Genomic DNA, 17,618 nt, shown 5'->3' with positions numbered 1-17,618 from the left:
GCCGAGATCCGCGAGCCGTCGCCGCGGCCCGCGCCGGCCGCCGCGACGCCTGCGCCCGCACCGGCCACGACCGGCACGTCGGCATCGCCCGCGCGATCCACTGCCCCCGCGCCGGGGACATCGACCGCGGCGTCTACGGCGCCCCGCGGCACGACGGCGCCTTCGTCCACCACGCGTGGCCCGCTGCCGGCCGCACAGGCAGGGGGATGGAATACCCCGGCGCGCGCGGACGATTGGGGCAACTCGCGGCGCGAGGTGGCCGGCGACAGCGCAGCCGACGGCCGCACCCAGCCGGGGCTCTACAACGCGGATGGCAGTCTGCGCGTGCCCGGCAATGCCGGCGACATCGCCACGGCGCAGCGTGGCGCCCCCGGCGGCGGCAACGACCAGTGGACGCGCGAGCGGCTGGACGAGGCAGGCACCTGGTTGCAGCGCCCGCCCTATGACTACGAGCCCACCAGCTTCGACAAGTACTGGGTGCCGAGCGAATCGCTGCTGGCGGAGTGGGTGCGGCGGAACGTGCGCGAGGTCGACATCCCCATCCCGGGCACCAACATGAAACTGAAGTGTTCGATCTCGGTGCTGCAACTGGGCGGTGGCTGCGGCCTCGGCAGCCTGTTCCCCGATCCGCCCGAAGCGCGTCCGCCGCCGGACATTCCGGTCAAGCGCAAGCCGATTCCGACCGACAGCTGATCACCAGGTGGGGGAGCTGTGAGAGCGATGTCAGTCGCGATAGAGCATTGGGACAGTTCATCGCGACTGACATCGCTCCCACAGGAACCAGCATCACCACAAACAGAAACGGAGCCTTGCGGCTCCGTTTTGCATTCCCGGCGAGGGAAGACAGCTTCTCAGCGGTGCACGTTGTGCAGGTCGCGCAGCTGCGCGGGGCGCGAGCCGAAGTAGGCGGCGAGGTCGGAGATGTCCTGGTCGCTCAGGCTGGCGGCCTGCGGCGACATCAGGGCGTGCTGGCGATCGCCGCTGCGGTAGGCCTGCAGCGCATGCGCCAGGTAGTCGCCGTACTGGCCGCCCAGCTTGGGGTAGGTGTCGTCGATCGGCGCGTTGCCTTCGGCGCCGTGGCAGTCCACGCAGCTCTGGCCGGTGGCCTGGCCCTTGGCCTTGGCCAGTTCCTCACCCTTGGCGATGTGGCCCTTCGGCAGGCCGGCCGACGAGCTGGAACCGTGCTGGCCGCTGGCGTGGCCGGGATTCTCGGCCGAAGCCTCGGTGCTTTCCTTCGAGCAAGCCACCAGGGTGAGGGCCGCAAACAGGACGATGGCTAGACGCTGGGCGTGCTTGGCGTTGGGCATGGTGGGATTACTTGACGGTGGAAAGGAAAGCAGCGATGTCGGCGATGTCCTGGTCGGAGAAGCTCTGCGCCTGGGCCTGCATCGTGGGGTGCTTGCGGTTGCCGTTGCGGTACTCGATCAGCGCGTTGGCCAGGTAGTCGGCCGACTGGCCGCCGATCTTCGGTACCTTGAAGCTCGGATAGGCGTTCTTGTAACCCTCGATGCCGTGGCAACCCTGGCAGGTGTAGGTGAGGGTACGGCCGGTGTCGGGATTGCCGACCAGCGGCTTGGGTGCGGCGGCGGGAGCGGCTGCCGGGGCGGCTGCTTCGGCGGTGGCCGGCGCGGCCGGGGTTTCCTGTTGGGCGGTCAGGGCGGCCAGCGGGAGGGCGGCCAAGGCAAGGCAAGCGGCGAGCGGCAGCGGTCGCATCATTCTCGGAAAACTCTCAGGTTGCGCGCGCCACGGACCACCGCAGCGCTTGGCTGAACGCAGTATAGCCTGCGACCGAATGTCACGCACAGGCACGGTGCAGTCCGCCTGTTCCGCCACTGACGACGCGCCGCCGAGTGGTTGCCGCGCGGCGCTGCACGTCGACGTTGGCAACAACATGGCACCGGACAAGCAGCTAACAGTCGAGCGATGGCGTCCGCGCGCCATGGTCGCGCTGCGAACTTTCGAGGGGGCAGCACGAAGCCCGACGCAAGTCACCATGACCTTCGGCGCATGGAAGTCGTTCAGGGGTGATATACCTTCATACAACACCACCACAACACCACCACGGTACCGCCCCATGTCCCGACCCCGCCCCCACTCCGGCCGTTCCTACCTGCGCCTCGCACTGATCCCCGTGCTCAGCGGCCTGCTGGTCCTGTCCGCCTGCAAGGGGGGTGGTCCCACGCCCGAGGCCCAGGCCAAGAACGGCGAGGAAAAGAAGGAGTCCGAGGCCGTCCCGGTCGAGGTGGCCCAGGCCACCCGGCGCGCAGTGGCCGCCAGCTACAGCGGCACCACCACGCTGGAGGCGCTGGGCGAGTCCCAGGTCGTTGCCAAGACCTCTGGTGTCGCGCTGGCCGTGCTGGTCGAGGAAGGGCAGGTGGTCCGTGCCGGCCAGGCGTTGGTGCGGCTGGACCCTGACCGCCCGCGCCTGCAGGTCGCCCAGGCCGCAGCGCAGATGCACAAGCTGGAGAACAACTACCGGCGCGCCCAGCAACTGGTCGAACAGCGGATGATCAGCGCCAACGACGTGGACCAGATCAAGTACGACCTGGAGAACGCGCGCGCCGTCTACCGCGCCGCGTCGCTGGAACTGTCCTACACCACGATCACCGCGCCGATCTCCGGCGTCGTCGCATCGCGCTCCATCAAGTCCGGCAACTTCGTGCAGATCAACTCGCCGATCATCCGCATCGTCGACGCCTCACGGCTGGAAGCCACGTTGAATGTGCCCGAGCGCGAGATCGCCAAGCTCAAGCCGGGGCAGGCCGTCGGGCTGGCGGTGGATGCACTGCCGGGCAAGAAGTTCACGGGTACGGTGGATCGCGTCGCGCCGGTGGTCGACAACGGAACCGGTACGTTCCGCGTGGTGGCCTCGTTCTCCGGCGACGGCGAATTGCAGCCGGGCATGTTCAGTCGCCTCAACATCAACTACGACCAGCGCGCCGATGCGTTGGTGGTGCCGCGCACCGCCCTGCTGGAAGACGGCGGCGAGCCTGCCGTGTACGTGGTCCGTGATGGCAAGGCGCAGCGCGCTGTACTGAAGCTGGGTTACAACGATGCCGGGTGGGTCGAAGTGCGCGAAGGTCTGAAGCCCGGCGACCAGGTCGTGATCGCAGGCAAGGCAGCGTTGCGCGAAGGCAGCGCCGTGCAGGTGATCGGACAGGACAAGAAGGCTGCCACCGTGGCCAAGGCGCCGGCCGCAGAAGCGAGCAAGCAATGAGTGCGCACGGACCTTCGTCCGGCGGTGGCTTCGACCTGATCGAGTTCTCCACGCGCCGGCGCGTCACCATCGCGATGATGACGCTCACCCTGGTGCTGTTCGGCCTGATCTCGCTGTCCAGCCTGAAGGTCGAGCTGCTGCCGGACCTGAGCTATCCGACGCTGACCGTGCGCACCGACTATGAAGGTGCGGCGCCGGCGGAAGTGGAAACGCTGATCTCGCAACCGGCGGAAGAGGCCCTGGGCATCGTCAAGGGCCTGCGCAAGCTCAAGTCGATCTCGCGCACCGGGCAGAGCGATGTGGTGCTCGAGTTCGCGTGGGGCACCGACATGCAACAGGCCGGCCTGGACGTGCGCGACAAGATGGAAACGCTGCAGCTGCCCCTGGAGGCCAAGGCTCCGGTGCTGCTGCGCTTCAATCCGTCCACCCAGCCGATCATGCGCCTCGCACTGTCTTCGAAGCAGGAGGCCGGCAACGAGGCCGATGCGATCCGCCGACTGATGGAGTTGCGTCGTTACGCCGACGACGACCTCAAGCGCAAGCTCGAGCCGGTTGCGGGCGTCGCCGCCGTCAAGGTCGGCGGTGGCCTGGAAGACGAAGTCCAGGTCGACATCGACCAGCGCAAGCTGGCCCAGTTGGGCCTGTCGCTGGATACCGTGATCCAGCGTCTGCAGCAGGAGAACGTGAACCTCTCCGGTGGCCGCCTGGAGGAAGGCTCGCAGCGTTACCTGGTGCGCACCGTCAATCAGTTCACTACGGTCGAACAGATGCGCGAGATGCTGCTGACCACGGCGGCAGGATCCTCGTCCAGCAGCTCGACCGGCACCAACCAGCAGCTGATGACGGCGATCCTGGGCAGCAGCGATCCCAACGTGATCGCCGCGCTTCGCAGCGACGCCAGCGGTGGTGCGCCCAGCGTGCGTTTGAAGGACGTGGCCGATGTGCGCCAGGGTTACAAGGAGCGCGAAGCGGTGATCCGCAGCGCCGGCCACGAGGCGGTGGAACTGGCGATCTACAAGGAAGGTGACGCCAACACCGTGTCGACCGCCGATGCGCTGGAACAGCGCCTGGAAATCATCCGCAAAGAGTTGCCCAAGGACATCGAGATGACGGCCGTGGAGGACCAGTCGGTCTTCATCCGCCACGCCATCAAGGACGTCAAGGTCGATGCGGTGATCGGTGGCCTGCTGTCCATCCTGATCATCTTCCTGTTCCTGCGCGATGGCTGGAGCACCTTCGTCATCTCGCTGTCGTTGCCGATCTCGATCATCGCCACATTCTTCTTCATGGGCCAGTTGGGCCTGAGCCTGAATGTCATGTCGCTGGGTGGCCTGGCCCTGGCCACCGGCCTGGTCGTCGACGACTCGATCGTGGTGCTGGAGTCCATCGCCAAGGCCCGCGAACGCGGCATGGGCATCCTTGAAGCGGCGATCAAGGGCACGCGTGAGGTGTTCATGGCGGTGGTGGCATCGACGCTGACCACGATCGCGGTGTTCCTGCCGCTGGTGTTCGTCGAGGGCATCGCCGGCCAGCTGTTCCGCGACCAGGCGTTGACGGTGTCGATCGCCATCGCGGTGTCGCTGGTGGTGTCGATGACGCTGATCCCGATGCTGAGCGCCCTGAAGGGCCGTCCGCCGCTGGAATTCCCGGCCGAGACGCCGCGTGAGCCGTGGCGTCCGGAGAGCCGCTGGAAGAAGCCGGCGGCCTATGCGGGACGTGGTATCGGCGCCCTGTTCCGTTATGGCTTCTTCTGGCTGGTGTGGCTGGTGGTGCGGATCTTCCGCGGCCTCGCCGCGGTGATCGGGCCGGTGATGCGCAAGGCCAGTGACCTGGCGATGGCGCCGTATGGGCGGGCCGAAGCCGGCTACCTGCGGATCCTTCCGGCCGCGTTGAAGCGTCCCGTCCCCGTGCTGGGCGGCGCGGCGCTGGCGTTCGCGCTGACCCTCGCTGCGCTGCCGCTGCTGGGCGTGGACCTGATTCCGCAGCTGGCGCAGGACCGCTTCGAAATGACCGCCAAGCTGCCGCCGGGCACGCCGCTCGCACAGACCGACGCCCTGGTGCGCGAGGTGCAGCGTGCGCACGCGGGTGAAGATGGCGTGCGTCTGCTTTACGGGGTATCCGGCACCGGCACGCGGCTCGACGCCAGTCCCACCGAAAGCGGCGAGAACATCGGCAAGCTGTCGGTGGTGATGACCGACAACGCGCGCGAGCAGGGGCTGACCGAACGTTTGCGCGAGACGATGAAGCAGTGGCCGGAGGCCCAGGTCGACTTCGCCCGCCCGGAGCTGTTCGCACTGGCGGCGCCGCTCGAGATCGAGATCGAGGGCAACAACCTGGAGTCGATCCGCGTGGCAGGCAACCGCCTGGCCGAGCTGCTGCGGCAGAGCCCGCACTACGCCGACGTGAAGTCGACGGTGGAGCAGGGCTTTCCGGAAATCCAGATCGTGTTCGACCAGGACCGCGCAGCTGCGCTGGGCCTGACCACGCGACAGATCGCCGATGCCGTGGTCAACAAGGTGCGCGGCAACGTCGCCACGCGCTACAGCTTCCGCGACCGCAAGATCGACGTTCTGGTGCGCGTGCAGGAATCCGAGCGAGCCTCGGTCGACGACATCCGCCGCCTCATCGTCAATCCCAGCGGCAACAAGCCGGTGGAGCTGATCTCGGTGGCCGACGTCATCGCCACCACCGGTCCGAGCGAGATCCACCGTGCCGACCAGCGTCGCGTGGCCATCGTTTCGGCCAACCTGCGCGACATCGACCTGGGCACTGCCATCACGGAAGTGCGCGACATGGTGGCGGAGAACCCGCTGGGCACCGACGTGGGCATGCGCATCGGCGGCCAGGGCGAGGAGCTGGGCGAGTCGATCAAGTCGCTGCTGTTCGCGTTCGGTCTGGCGATCTTCCTGGTCTACCTGGTCATGGCGTCGCAGTTCGAATCGCTGCTGCATCCGTTCGTCATCCTGTTCACCATCCCGCTGGCGCTGGTCGGTGCGGTGGCGGCCCTGCTGCTGTCCCGTTCGCCGGTGTCGGTGGTGGTGTTCATCGGCCTGATCCTGCTGGTCGGCCTGGTGGTGAAGAACGCCATCATCCTGATCGACAAGGTCAACCAGTTGCGCGAAGAGGGCGTGGCCAAGCGCGTCGCGTTGGTGGAGGGCGCTCGCTCGCGCCTGCGCCCGATCATGATGACCACCCTGTGCGCGGTGTTCGGGTTCCTGCCGCTGGCGCTCGCCTTCGGCCAGGGTGCCGAAGTGCGCTCCCCGATGGCGATCACGGTGATCGGCGGCCTGCTGGTGTCCACGCTGTTGACGCTGCTGGTGATCCCGGTGGTGTACGACCTGCTGGACCGCAAGCCGGATGAGTTCTACGCCGAACGCGGTCGTCGCGCGCGACTGGTCGCCGCGCAGGCCGAGCAGGTGATCTCGCACGAGGACGATCCTCTCGGCGGCGTCGAGGGCTGATCCGGATGAACATTACCGAGCTGTCCATCCGGCGTCCCGTCACCACCATCATGCTGTTCGTGTCGATGGTGGTGATCGGCCTGATCGCCTCGTTCCGGCTGCCACTGGAGGCCGAGCCGGAAGCCACCATCCCGTTCTTCTTCGTGTCGTTGCCGTATCCGGGATCGACCCCGGAAGAGGTCGAGCGCAACCTGCTGCGTCCGGTGGAGGAAGCCATCGCCACGATGCCGGGCATCAAGACGATGAACTCGCGCGCCAATGCCGAAGGCGGCCAGATCCAGGTCGAATTCAGCGATTGGGACCGGGACATCGCGATGGCCGCCTCCGAGGCGCGCGAACGCATCGATGCGGTGCGGGACGAGCTGCCGGACGATTTCCGCCGCTATTACGTGCAGCGCTGGAGCACCAGCGACCAGGAGGCGATCAGCCTGCGCCTCAGTAGCCAGGAAGACCTGACGGCCCGCGCCGATCTGCTGGAGCGCAGCATCAAGCAGCATCTGGAGCGGCTGCCGGGCGTGGCACGCGTGGAGGTGGAGGGCGTGGCCAGGCAGGAAGTGCTGGTGGCGCTGGACAAGGATCGCATCAGCGCGCACGGGGTCGCGCTCAACGAGCTGGTCAGCAAGTTGCAGGCGGCCAACTTCTCCGTGTCCGCCGGGCAGATCACCGAGAACGGCCGTCGCCTGCGCGTGCAGCCGCGCGGCGAGTTGCTCGAACTGCAGGCGTTGCGTGACCTGCCTATCGATGGCCGCGGCACGCGCCTGTCCGATATCGCCGATGTCAGCCTGCAGCCGCAGCGCATGAACTACGTGCGCAAGATGGAAGGCAAGCCCAGCGTAGGCGTGGACATCTACAAGGAGCGTTCGGCGAACCTGGTGGACCTGTCGAGGACGGTGGGCAAGGAAGTCGAGGTGCTGCGGCAGGACCCGGCCATGCGCGGGGTCGACATCGAGGTGGCCTGGGACTCGGGCAAGGCGGTGACCAGTTCGCTGCTCGCGCTGGCCGAGGCCGGTGCGATCGGCCTGGTGCTGTCGGTGATCGTGCTGTACGCATTCCTGCGTCACTGGCCATCCACGCTGATGGTGTCGATGGCGATCCCGATCTGCTTCATCATGACGCTGGGCTTCATGTACTTCGTCGGGATCAGCCTGAACATCATCTCGATGATGGGCCTGCTGCTGGCGGTCGGCATGCTGGTCGACAACGCCGTGGTGGTGGTCGAGAGCATCTACCAGGAGCGGGAGAAGTTCCCCGACCAGCCCGAGGTAGCCTCGATCATCGGCACGCGGCACGTCGCCATCGCGCTGTCGGCCGGCACCCTGTGCCACTGCGTGGTGTTCCTGCCGATGATGTTCGGCGAGAAGAACATCATCACGATCTACCTGTCGCAGCTGGCGGTCACCATCTCGTTCTCGCTGCTGGCGTCGTGGCTGGTGGCGGTGAGCCTGATCCCGATGCTGTCGGCACGGATGAAGACGCCGCCTGCGGTGAAATCGCCGCTGATCAGCCGTCTGCAGGCCCGCTACGCACGCGTGCTGCGCTGGACACTGGAGCACCGCGGCTGGAGTGTCGCCGGCATCCTGCTGATCTCGGCGATCAGCGTCTTCCCGATGATGAACACCAGCGGCGGTGGCGACGAGAACGATCCTGACGAGATCAACATCTTCTACCAATGGAAGGGGGCTTATTCGAAGGAGGAGATGGGCAAGGAAGTGCAGCGGGTTGAGGATTTCGTCAATGCCAACCGCAAGGAGTTCCATATCAAGCGGGTGTACAGCCGCTATTCCGAGCAGGGCTGGGCGCAGACGCGGCTCTACCTGGACATCGATGACCGCGAGGTCAGCAAGAAGATCGAAGAGGAGGTCCGCAAGGGCTTGCCGCAGTCGGCGCGGGCCAAGATCGGTATCGGCTGGCCGGGCGGCATGGGCAGCGAAGGCCAGGGCGTACGCTTCAGCCTGATCGGCGATTCCAGCCAGACCCTGCAGGAGTTGGCCGAGGACATCATGCCGATCCTGGCGCGCGATCCGAAACTGCGCGACGTGCGCGTGGATGTCGGCGACGCCAATTCCGAGCTGGCGGTCCAGGTGAACCGCGAGCGTGCTGCGTCCTACGGCTTCAGCGCGCAACAGGTGGCGCAGTTCGTCGGCATGGCATTGCGCGGATCGTCGCTGCGCGATTTCCATCGCGACGACGTGGAGATCCCGGTCAACGTGCGCTTCGCCGGATCGGACCACTACGGCATCGAGGATCTGTCCTCGTTCATGGTGCGCAGCGCCTCGGGTCAGGAAGTCCCCCTGCTGGCGATGGTCGACGTCAACGTCAATCCCGCTGCCACGTCCATCCAGCGCCTGAACCGACAGACCATGCTGCGGATCGAGGCGGGGCTCGCCAAGGATGTGTCGATGGAGGACGCGCGCAAGTCCGTGGAAACCACGCTGGACGGCATGGAGTTCCCGCCCGGCTACGGCTACACGTTCAACGGCGCCGGCTTCAACATCAACTTCGACGGCATGGACCAGATGGTGACCGCGATCATGATCGCGCTGGTGCTGATGCTGGTGATCATGGCGGCGGTGTTCGAGTCGCTGCTGTTCCCGGTCGCCATCATGTCCTGCGTGCTGTTCTCGATCTTCGGCGTGTACTGGCTGTTCTGGTTGACGGGAACGGAGATGAACATCATGGCCGTGATCGGCATCCTGGTGCTGATGGGCGTGGTGGTCAACAACGGCATCGTGATGATCGAGCACATCAACAATCTCCGGCGGCGTGGCATGGCGCGGACGGATGCGCTGGTGGAAGGCAGTCGCGAACGCCTGCGCCCGATCATGATGACGATGGGCACGGCGATCCTGGCCATGATCCCGATTGCGCTGAATACGCAGACGGCCGACGGCATGCCGCCCTACCACCCGATGGCGCGCGCCATCGCCGGTGGCCTGGCGTTCTCCACCGTGGTCAGCCTGCTGTTCCTGCCGACCATCTACGCATTGCTGGACGACTTGCGCAGCGGGACGGCCCGTTCGATCAAACGCGCTCGCCAGCGCCGCGGCGAGTCGCCTGTCGTGGCAAGCGCCGCCAGCCCGCAAGGGGATTGATGCGGACAGCAAAAAAGCCGGGCAATGCCCGGCTTTTTTCTTTGGATGGATATCGCAGGGGACTCAGCCGACCAGCTTGCCCAGCATGCGCAATCCGCCTGTCCATACGCCGATGGCGGTGCCGAGGCTGGTCAGGAAGAAATTCAGCAGCACGCGGGCCACGCGATTCTTCCACCAGCCGCGCATGGTCTGCACATCGTCGCGCAACGCCATGAAGTCGGCGTACGTCGGCTTGCGCAGCGTGGCCTCCACGAAGGCGCTGACCGTGCCCGAGGCGAGCGCAGGATGCAGGGGCGTGAGCGGGGACGAGATGAAGGCGGCGAGGATGCTGAGCGGATGTCCGCCTGCGATCGCGCACCCGATGGCGCCCAGGATGCTGGTGGCCAACACCCATTGCAGCAGCAGGTCCGAACCCACTTCGACGCCGCCCTGCCAGAAGCCCCAGGCGAAACCGCCGACGAGGAACAGGCCGATGATGACTTCCATCCACGGGAAGCGCGACTTGGCCTTCACCACTTCGAGTGATCGACGCAGTTCGGCCGGGTCGGCGGTGTCGTCCTGCAGGTGCCGGGTCAGGCCGGGCAGGTGGCCCGCACCGACCACCGCGAGGACGCGGTAGGGCGATGCGGCGTCGGCCGGCTTTCCGGCGGCGACCTGGCGCAGCGCCGCCGCCATGTACTGGTCGCGCTCGGCGATGATGGTGCGGTACAGCTGCGGGCTTTCGGCGGCGAACTCGCCGAAGCTCGACTCCATCATGTCGCCCTGCTTGAGCTTCTCGATCTCGTCGTCGCCGACTTCCTCGTCGCCGAACATGCTGGCCATGATGCCGGCGCCGACCTTGGTCCGCTGCCACCAGCCCAGCGACTGCAGCGCGCGCTTGAAGGTCAGCCCGACTTCGCGGTCGATCAGGTGCACGGGCAGGCCCCGTGCCTGCGCATCCAGTGCGCCAGCCTTCAGTTCCTCGCCGGGTTCGACGTCGAGTTGCTCGGCCAGGCGCCGCTGGTAGGCGGCCAGCGCCAGGTTGGCGGCGAATAGATGTGTCTTGCCCTCGCGGATCACCTTCACCAGGTCCAGGCGCGCCAGGGTGTCCGGATCGGTCAGCGACTGCAGTCGGCCGGCGTCCAGTTCCACCGCGACGCTGTCGTAGTCGCCACTGGCGACGGCAGCGCGGACGGCGTCGACGCTGGCGCGCGACACGTGCGCCGTGCCGAGCAGGGTGAAGTGCACGCCGTCGCGTTCGACGATCTCGTGGGGCTGGCCGTGCAGCGGATCGGCGACGGCGGTATTCGATTCGGTCATCGTGTCATTCGTCTTGCGGAGGCGCGGTGGTACCGGCGCCGAGGGTTCGTTGCATCTGCACGGTGTCCAGCCAGCGGTCGTGCTTCCAGGCGATGCCGCGGAAGATGCCGACCAGGGTGAAGCCGAACTTCTCGTGCAGCCGGATGGAGGCGGTATTGGTGGGCTCGCCGATCACCGCGATCATCTGCCGGTAACCGCGCGCTTCGCAGGCATCGATCAAGGCCTGCATCAACGCAGCGCCGATGCCCTGGCCCTGCTGGCCGGGCACGACATAGACCGAGTTCTCCACCGTCTTGCGGTAGCCGGCGCGCGCGCGATAGCTGCTGGCGTAGGCATAGCCGACGAAGTGGCCATCGAGCTCCGCTACGAGGTACGGATAGCCGGCGTCCAGCACGCCCTGCATGCGCCGCGCCATCTCGGCGTCGTCCGGCACGTCGTACTCGTAGGTGTTGACGTGGTGGCGGACTTCGTCGGCGTAGAGAGCGGCGATGGCCGGCACATCGGCCGGCACGGCATCACGGACGATCAACGGCACGGTGCGGTCTCAGTCGATGTAGCGCTTGAGCAGGTCGCCGTACGCGTCGATGCGGCGGTCGCGCAGGAACGGCCAGATGCGGCGCACGTGTTCGCTGCGCGCCATGTCGACCTCGGCCATCAGGATGGTTTCATCGGTGCCGGCTTCGGCGATGAACTCGCCCTGCGGTCCGAGCACGTGGCTGTTGCCCCAGAACTGGATGCCGGATGCGCCGAGCGGCGAAGGCTCGTGTCCGACGCGGTTGCAGCTGAGCACCGGCAGGCCGTTGGCGACGGCATGGCCGCGGTGGCTCAGCACCCATGCGTCGCGCTGGCGGTTCTTCTCGGGCTGTTCGTCGTCCGGATCCCAGCCGATCGCGGTGGGATACAGCAGCAGGTCGGCGCCGGCCAGCGCCATCAGTCGCGCGGCTTCCGGATACCACTGGTCCCAGCACACCAGCACGCCAAGGCGGCCGACGGAGGTATCGATGGGCGTGAAGCCGATGTCGCCCGGCGTGAAATAGAACTTTTCGTAGAACCCGGGATCGTCCGGGATGTGCATCTTGCGGTACTTGCCCGCGATGCTGCCGTCCTTTTCATAGACGACGGCGGTGTTGTGGTACAGCCCGGCGGCGCGGCGTTCGAACAGCGAGGACACGAGGACTACGTCGTGCTGCTTGGCCAGCTGGCCGAGGCGCTCGGTGCTGGGGCCCGGGATCGGCTCGGCCAGGTCGAACTCGCTGACGGACTCGTGCTGGCAGAAATAGGCGCCGTTGTGCAGTTCCTGCAGCAGGACCAGCTTCGCGCCCTGCTTGGCCGCTTCGGCGACGCGCGCCTCGATCACCGACAGGTTGGCGTCGGCATCGCCGTGGTTCTTTTCCTGGATCAGGGCAACGGGCAGGGTGGTGCGGCTCATCGTGCGAGGCGGGGGCTATCGAGGGGAGGGCGCATGGTACCGCGTCCTCCGTGACGGCAGGCGTCCCCGGGGTGAACGCGCGGGTCAGGTGACCTCGCGCGCCGCTTCCAGCCGTTTCTGCCGTCGCCCCAGCGCCACACCGGTGATCGCCCAGGCCGCCGCCACGCCGGCACCGATGAACATCGCCGCCGCGGGATGCTCGGCCAGCACATCGAGCGCGCGTTTGACCCAGCCGCTCAGCGCATCGCCGCCGCGATAGACCACGGTGTCGATGAAATTCTTCGCCTTGTACTTCTGCTCGGCGGGCACGACCGTGTACAGCATCTCGCGGCCGGGCCGCACGAAGGCGTATTCGCCCGCGCGACGCACCACCATCACCACCACGAAGACGGCGAACACCGGCGCCAGTGCCAGCCACAGGAAACCCGCTGCGACGACCACCGGCACTGCCGCCAGCAGCACACCGACGCCGAGCTTCTGCGCAATGCGGCCGGTGATGAATACCTGGCTGATGATGGCGAGTGTCTGCACGACGGTATCGATCAGGCCGAAGACCTGGGTCTGCTCTTCCTTGCTGGTGAAGCGTTCGGCGACCAGCTTGGCCTGCTCGAAATAGAGGAACGTGGTCACCGTCGCCAGCAGCAGCACGAAGAAGGCGATGCCGAGCAGATACGGCGACCGGAATACCGCCGTGGCGCCGGCGAACGGATTGCCGCCCAGTGGCCGCTGCCGCTGTTCCGCGGAGCTGGCGCCGGCGGGCAGGGGATGGCGGTCGCGCCAGCGGTGCAGCCAGGTCGCGGTAGCGGCGCTCGCGCCGATCAGCAGCGCCGACAGCAGCATCAGGCCGCCATGGCCCAGCGGTTTCACCAGCAGCGTGGTCAGCAGCGGGCCCGCCAGGCCGCCGAGGCTCGCACCCGCGGCGATCAGGGCGAACAGGCGCTTGGCTTCGTGGCTTTCCATCACGTCGGCCAGCACGCTCCAGGCCAGCGAGATCATCAGCAGGTTGATCACCGAGACCCAGATGTAGAACGTGCGCGCCAGCCACACGTCGTCCGGCGTCGCCAGCATCGCCGCGCCATAGCCCAGCAGGCTGGCAACGACCACGCCGAAGACCCAAGGCACGATCCTGCGTCGCGAGACACGGGACGCGATCCAGCCATACAGCGGCAGCACTGCGAGCGTGGCGACGAACGTGCCCGTGAACAGCCACTGCAGGTTGTCGACGCCACCTGCCACGCCCATCGTTTCGCGGATCGGGCGGAGCATGAAGTAACCCGCGAACAACAGGAAAAACATCGCCAGCCCCGCGCCGACCACGGGCGCTTCGTGGTCGCGGACATTGAACAGACGGGCAAGCCAGCCGGCGGCGCCGGGCGCAGTAGGCGATGGCATCGGGTCAGGCCACGGCAGCGATCAGCGCGTCTCGCTGCGCCGGAGTCAGGTCGGGACCCGTGCCAGCCTTCAGGTTGTCGGTCTGTCGATCGGGCTTGCCCGTGGCGGGAATGACGGCCGTCACCGCCGGATGGCTGAGCGCGAACTTCAGGAAGGCTTGCGCCCACGAGGTGACGCCCGCTTCGGTCAGCGCCGGCGGAACGGGCTTGTCCTTGACCTGCGCGAACAGTTTGCCGTCTTCGAAAGCCCGGTTGATCAGCACGGCGACGCCCAGCTCCTGCGCGAGCGGCAGCACGCGCTGCTCGGCGCCCCGGCTGATGACCGAGTAATTGATCTGCAGGAAGTCGGGCTTCTCGGCCTGCACGACATTGGCGAGTTCGTCCTGGGCGCGTTCGACGTAATGCGTCACGCCGACGTACTTCACCTTGCCTTGTGCCTTCAGTTCGCGCGCCACGGCCATCTGGGTCTTCAGATCGCCCAGGTTGTGGACCTGCAGCAGGGCGACCTTCTCGGTCTTGAGGCGACGCAGTGTGTCTTCGAACTGCGCGATGCCGGCTTCGCGTCCCGTCACGCCGGACAGCTTGGTCGCCAGCCAAGCCTTGCCCGTGAGCGCCTGCTCGGCAAGGAGTGCGCCCATGACGTCCTCGGCGACGCTGTAGGTGGGCGCGGTGTCGATCAGCGTCGCACCGGCGGCGAAGAAGCGCTTCAGCACTTCGCGCAGCGGATCCAGTTCGGCCGTGCTCTGGCCAACTTCGAAGCTGCCCGAGGTGCCCATGCCGATGACGGGGATACGTTCGCCGGTGGATGGGATGGCACGGGTATTCAGCGGCCCCGGTGCGGCTTCGGCTGGGGCGGACACCGCCGTGACAGCAGGCGGTGTCGCACCTACGCCACCTGCCTGCGCCGCGTCGCGGCAGGCGGCCAGCCCGAGGCCGGCGGTGGCCAGCGCAGTGGTCGTCAGGAACTTGCGTCGTGAATACACGGCCGTCTCCTCGATCAATGGGAAACGGTGGTTATCCGGGATCAGGCAAGGCGAGATGTAAACGAAGCGTTCAATCTGCGCCCAACTGATGTCACGGTGCCACGAGCCGTGGCGCCGTGGCGGCAATCAGCCCAGCACGCCTGCCGGGAGTTGCATGGTGATGCAATGCAGGCTGCCGTTCTGCCAGATCAGCGCGCGGCAAGGTACCTGCACGATCTCGCGATCCGGGTAGGCCTTTGCCAGCACGGCGGCTGCCTTATCGTCCGCCGCATCGCCGTAGGCCGGCATCAGCACGGCGCCGTTGATGATCAGGTAATTCGCGTATGACGCCGCCAGCCGGCGGCCGTTGTCGACCACCGGTTGCGCCCACGGCAGCGGGAACGGCGTGTACGGACGGCCATCGGCGGTGCGCAGGGCGGCGATATCGGCCGCCATGGCCTGCAGTTCTGCATGGTGCGTGTCGCTTTCGTCGTCGCAGGCCTGATAGACGATCGCATCGCCCGGCGCGAAGCGGGCGAGGGTATCGATATGGGCGTCGGTGTCGTCGCCTTCCAGATACCCGTGGTCCAGCCACAGCACGCGGTCCTGCTTCAGCCAGCGCGCGAGCTTCTCCGTCAGTTCCTCACGGGAAGCGTCCGGATGGCGCTCGTGCAGGCACTGCCACGTAGTCAGCAGAGTGCCCGCGCCATCGGTCTCGATGGCGCCACCTTCCAAAGCAAAATCAATGCTTTGCACGAAATAGTTGTGAAACAACTGCATGCCGGACAGTTCGCCGACCAGTCGGTCGTCGCGGCTGGCTTCGTATTTGCCGCCCCAGCCGGTGAAGCGGAAATCGAGCAGCTTGAAGCGATCGCCATCTCGCAGGGTGATCGGCCCGGAGTCGCGCAGCCAAGTGTCGTCGTATTCGGCCGGCACGAAACGTACGCGCGCCATGTCGACGCGTGCGGAACGAAGGCGTGCCTCGGCGTAGATCTGCAGGTCGTCGTCGGCGACGCAGATCACCACGTCCTGGAAGCGCGTGATGGCGGCAACCAGGGCGACATAGGTTTCTTCTACGTCGGCCAGGCGGTCGGCCCAGTCGGTCTCGGCGTGCGGCCACGCGATCAGGACCGCGGATTGGGGTTCCCACTCCGCGGGGAAGCGAAAGGCATCGGTCATGGCATCAATGTCGCGGCCGCGCCGCGCAGGTGTCAGCGGATGGGGGGCTTCGGGCCGATTTCCTCGGCGCTGGCCTTGTTGATCACCACGTCAATGACGCGGCTCGTTTCAAAGTATACGGTGAAACCCGGATACACCCAGCGCTGGATCACCGGCCATTGGCGCTTCTGTCCACCGCGCGGCTCAAGCTTCTGCTGCGGGGCGCCGAAGCGGGCTTCGACGTCGGCGGCGGTCTGGCCGCGGACCGGTGCGGCGGCAGGCGTTTCCTGCGTACGCTCGATCAACAAGGTGTCGGCCAGTGCCGGGCCGGACAGGCCGAGCAGGGCGATCAAGGGCAGGGCAAGGACGCGACGGCTCATGGTTGGGTTCCCCTAGGTGACCCGCCATTTATAACAAAAGGTCGAAAACAAAAAGCCGCCGCGCCGCAAGGAATGGGAAGGGTCGGACGGTCGGTGGTTCGCCACAGGTCCGAGCAACGAATGGGCAGCAACAAAAAAGCCGCCTTGCGGCGGCTTTCTGCGCATTGCCTGATCGCCATGCGGCGGTCAGGCAAGCCACGGTTCTCAGCGCTGGCGCGCCTTGAAACGGGGGTTGGACTTGCAGATCACGAAGACCTTGCCGCGGCGGCGGACCACCTTGCAGTCGCGGTGACGGGCCTTCGCCGACTTCAGGGAGGACAGGACCTTCATGAGTTGAAACCTCGGCGTAAAAGAATATGGGGTGAAGCGAAGCCCGCTATTCTAGCGGCAATTCCATTGGCTTATCAAGCGGTTGCATCGCATGACCGCGGAGGCGGCCTCGTCATGCCGCCTCGGACGCCATAATGGCGCCAGAAAATCCTCTGGAGCACCCATGTCCGATACCGTTCCCGTCCTCACCATCGATGGCCCCTCGGGGGCCGGCAAGGGTACCGTGAGCCGCCTGGTGGCAAGCCGCCTGGGCTGGCACTACTTGGATTCCGGGGCCTTGTACCGGGCGGTGGGTGTCGCGGCCAGTTGGGCGGATCTGGACGTTTCCGATCCCGCCGCCCTGGTCCGCTGCGCGTTCGACACCCGGGTCAGCTTTCGGGAGAGTGAGGCGGGATTGCGAGTGATCGTCGACGATCTGGACGCGACCGACGAGCTTCGTCTGGAAACGACCGGCGCCCTGGCGTCCGCCATTGCTGCCATCCCGGAAGTCCGTGCGGCCCTGAGGGAGCGGCAGCGGGCCTTCCGTCAGATGCCTGGGCTGGTGGCGGACGGTCGCGACATGGGGACGGTCATCTTTCCGGACGCTGCTTACAAGGTGTTTCTGACGGCAAGCGCCGACGAGCGGGCGGAAAGGCGCTATAAGCAGTTGAAAGACAAAGGGGTTTCCGTCACAATCGACGGTCTGCTGCGCGAGATCCTCGCCCGCGATGCCCGTGACGCCCAGCGCACGGTGGCGCCCCTGAGGCCGGCCGACGACGCCGTCCTCATCGACACCACCGGCCTAGGCATCGACGCCGTCGTCGAACGCGTGTTGGCCCTGGTGCCTGCACGCAAGGACTGATTCTCGTACTGCAGAAGGTCCGCGCGGAATCCTCCGTGCGGTTTTCCAACCACAACAC

14 protein-coding genes and 1 pseudogene are annotated in these 17,618 nt (G+C 66.7%); 5 read left to right on the top strand and 10 right to left on the bottom strand.

The genetic code is table 11. The annotated features are described in order from the left end of the window. Positions 1-693, top strand: a pseudogene (locus IB225_RS20015) (hypothetical protein); the annotation flags it as partial. A gap of 158 nt (positions 694-851) precedes the next feature. Here the strand turns inward: IB225_RS20015 and IB225_RS20010 are convergent. Then, positions 852-1,307 carry a cytochrome c gene (locus IB225_RS20010; RefSeq protein WP_192314707.1) on the bottom strand — a complete coding sequence of 152 codons (456 nt, stop codon included), beginning with the start codon at positions 1,305-1,307 and terminating at the stop codon, positions 852-854. Positions 1,308-1,314: 7 nt separating this feature from the next. After that, the gene (locus IB225_RS20005; RefSeq protein ID WP_192314743.1) at positions 1,315-1,713 is read right to left on the bottom strand and encodes a cytochrome c; all 399 of its coding nucleotides are present in this window, start codon (positions 1,711-1,713) and stop codon (positions 1,315-1,317) included. Positions 1,714-2,074: 361 nt separating this feature from the next. Between IB225_RS20005 and IB225_RS20000 the strand changes: the two genes are divergently transcribed. The 3 genes from IB225_RS20000 to IB225_RS19990 are packed head-to-tail and all read left to right on the top strand — an operon-like array spanning position 2,075 to position 9,770. Continuing rightward, a complete protein-coding gene (locus IB225_RS20000) occupies positions 2,075-3,217 on the top strand; it encodes an efflux RND transporter periplasmic adaptor subunit (protein WP_192314704.1) in 1,143 nt (380 codons plus the stop codon). Further along, positions 3,214-6,678 (top strand): efflux RND transporter permease subunit, encoded by a 3,465-nt coding sequence (locus IB225_RS19995; protein WP_192314701.1) that lies wholly within the window; start codon positions 3,214-3,216, stop codon positions 6,676-6,678. Before IB225_RS20000 ends, IB225_RS19995 begins: the two co-directional genes overlap by 4 nt. A gap of 5 nt (positions 6,679-6,683) precedes the next feature. Then, the gene (locus tag IB225_RS19990) at positions 6,684-9,770 is read left to right on the top strand and encodes an efflux RND transporter permease subunit (RefSeq protein WP_192314698.1); all 3,087 of its coding nucleotides are present in this window, start codon (positions 6,684-6,686) and stop codon (positions 9,768-9,770) included. Between the two features lie 63 nt (positions 9,771-9,833). On the opposite strand, the gene IB225_RS19985 is transcribed toward IB225_RS19990, so the two are convergent. From IB225_RS19985 to ykgO, 8 genes are all read right to left on the bottom strand, one after another. Then, positions 9,834-11,069 (bottom strand): TraB/GumN family protein, encoded by a 1,236-nt coding sequence (locus IB225_RS19985; RefSeq protein ID WP_192314695.1) that lies wholly within the window; start codon positions 11,067-11,069, stop codon positions 9,834-9,836. 4 nt (positions 11,070-11,073) lie between these two features. After that, a complete protein-coding gene (locus tag IB225_RS19980; protein ID WP_192314692.1) occupies positions 11,074-11,604 on the bottom strand; it encodes a GNAT family N-acetyltransferase in 531 nt (176 codons plus the stop codon). A 9-nt stretch (positions 11,605-11,613) separates the two neighbouring features. Further along, positions 11,614-12,498 carry a carbon-nitrogen hydrolase gene (locus IB225_RS19975; RefSeq protein WP_192314689.1) on the bottom strand — a complete coding sequence of 295 codons (885 nt, stop codon included), beginning with the start codon at positions 12,496-12,498 and terminating at the stop codon, positions 11,614-11,616. 84 nt (positions 12,499-12,582) lie between these two features. After that, positions 12,583-13,890 (bottom strand): MFS transporter, encoded by a 1,308-nt coding sequence (locus IB225_RS19970; RefSeq protein WP_192314686.1) that lies wholly within the window; start codon positions 13,888-13,890, stop codon positions 12,583-12,585. A 4-nt stretch (positions 13,891-13,894) separates the two neighbouring features. Next, on the bottom strand, positions 13,895-14,872 hold the full coding sequence (locus IB225_RS19965; protein WP_345776654.1) for an aldo/keto reductase: 978 nt from the start codon (positions 14,870-14,872) through the stop codon (positions 13,895-13,897). Positions 14,873-14,998: 126 nt separating this feature from the next. Next, positions 14,999-16,030: an agmatine deiminase family protein gene (locus IB225_RS19960; protein ID WP_192314683.1), complete on the bottom strand. Its 1,032-nt coding sequence runs from the start codon at positions 16,028-16,030 to the stop codon at positions 14,999-15,001. A 32-nt stretch (positions 16,031-16,062) separates the two neighbouring features. After that, positions 16,063-16,389, bottom strand: coding sequence for a hypothetical protein (locus IB225_RS19955; RefSeq protein ID WP_192314678.1), 327 nt, complete (start codon positions 16,387-16,389; stop codon positions 16,063-16,065). A 204-nt stretch (positions 16,390-16,593) separates the two neighbouring features. Next, positions 16,594-16,719 carry a type B 50S ribosomal protein L36 gene (ykgO, locus tag IB225_RS19950; RefSeq protein WP_010342887.1) on the bottom strand — a complete coding sequence of 42 codons (126 nt, stop codon included), beginning with the start codon at positions 16,717-16,719 and terminating at the stop codon, positions 16,594-16,596. A 163-nt stretch (positions 16,720-16,882) separates the two neighbouring features. Here ykgO and cmk point away from each other — a divergent pair, with 163 nt between their 5' ends. Further along, positions 16,883-17,560 carry a (d)CMP kinase gene (gene cmk, locus IB225_RS19945; protein WP_192314676.1) on the top strand — a complete coding sequence of 226 codons (678 nt, stop codon included), beginning with the start codon at positions 16,883-16,885 and terminating at the stop codon, positions 17,558-17,560. Positions 17,561-17,618: the final 58 nt, after the last annotated feature.

Source organism: Pseudoxanthomonas sp. PXM02, from assembly GCF_014851805.1.
GTDB lineage: Bacteria > Pseudomonadota > Gammaproteobacteria > Xanthomonadales > Xanthomonadaceae > Pseudoxanthomonas_A.
This window is presented reverse-complemented; position numbering and strand designations above follow the sequence as displayed.